Origin of the sequence: Pseudoalteromonas sp. APAL1, from assembly GCF_021532475.1 — a bacterium.
Taxonomy (GTDB): Bacteria; Pseudomonadota; Gammaproteobacteria; order Enterobacterales; family Alteromonadaceae; genus Pseudoalteromonas; species Pseudoalteromonas lipolytica_C.
The window spans coordinates 1-1,333 of sequence record NZ_JAKGAW010000103.1; the positions used below are offsets into that span (position 1 = coordinate 1).

Here is a 1,333-nt window from a genome sequence, read left to right on the forward strand (position 1 = left end):
CAGTTTCGCTCGCGCGGAGAAAATTGCGATACTGAGAAAAAATCGATCGCAACCATCTTAAATGGTTTCAAACTAAGAACATACCCAAGACAATTTATTAAAAATTAGTTTTCACACAGTCTGGGCACAGAGCCGACCTTCGGCTCTAACTCGTTTTTGTCCAAAAGTGAGTTACAACGAGTATGATACTTTAATATTCAGTTGTAGCTTGATTTGGACTTGATAGTAGCCTTTAGTATGAATTTTTATTTTTAGTCATGTTGAATCATAAGCGGTTCCAGCAGAGTTGCTTGATTGTTTAGCATGAAACTTTAATCCTCTCCTACATTCACTCGCACTGGTAAGCTGAAGCCATACTCATGAATTCATCAACTATCGTGCTTAGCTGGGAAAACCTAGTTTTAACCTCGTATAAGTACATCAAAAGTTTTTGATTGTTGGTTTCGCAATTCAGATAAAAAGGTATGGTTATTAAGTAGTCAGCAAGTGCTGGTGGTATGATTTCAACATGACCGGCATTGTTACGAAGCTCGAAAAACTCTAAGTCACTAACAGCAGAAATGTTAAGCTCATTTAGTTCATCACTTTTGCTCTTAACATACTCAATATCTGCCTTCATTGCCCAAAAAGGTACCCAAGCTGAGTTGCTGAAGTTATTTATAAGTTTTTTAAAATCACATTTTTCAGTCAGGCTACAATCTAAGAATTCTAAATTAGCTTCGTTGATGTCATAAGTTAATGATTTTACAGCCTCAAAACTGTCTTTTATGACACCAGTCTCTTCAGTAGAGGCAAACTTTATACGATGAAGCCAATATAAAACTAAACCATCAGCATACTCGCTGCTTAAACTTTTAAGGTTTATTCCAGCATAACTCTCAACAGGAATAAACTGGCCGTTCCAAGTAACCGGTTCAGAGAACAGAAATGTACCTTGGTTAAGCTTGCCATTAAAGTGATCGATAATAGTTGAGTAGTCAAAAGTTGGCTCTACACTAGAGTTGTCAGCGGGGTGACGTAATTGCAAATAAACTATTGATAAAATAGAGCAAAGTAAAATGGCAATGATAAACCACTTTGAGTTTTGATATTTTGAGTATTTATTCAGGTTTGTAAACATAACAGCCTCCATATATATGCTTAATAATGTACAGGTATACGCAACATATAGAGGCAAAAAAAGCCTAATATTTTTAAAAAATTACTTTTTATCTAAACTCACCGAGAAAACCCCGTGATCAGAACAAAGTGATGTCGCGGGGATGAATAGGTGTCACCCCTGCTCTTGGATATATTTTCGTATAGTCTCTGCGCTTGCATTCCCTACAGAACA

1 protein-coding gene is annotated in these 1,333 nt (G+C 36.4%); it reads right to left on the reverse strand.

What is annotated here, in order from left to right; translation table 11 throughout:
• Nucleotides 1-328: 328 nt before the first annotated feature.
• A complete protein-coding gene (locus L1264_RS21370; RefSeq protein ID WP_235404648.1) occupies nucleotides 329-1,120 on the reverse strand; it encodes a hypothetical protein in 792 nt (263 codons plus the stop codon).
• Nucleotides 1,121-1,333: the final 213 nt, after the last annotated feature.

Bases quoted from the DNA above. Each gene is read 5' to 3' on its own strand.
- L1264_RS21370 (WP_235404648.1), bottom strand. From the start codon at position 1,120: ATGTTTACAAACCTGAATAAATACTCAAAATATCAAAACTCAAAGTGG.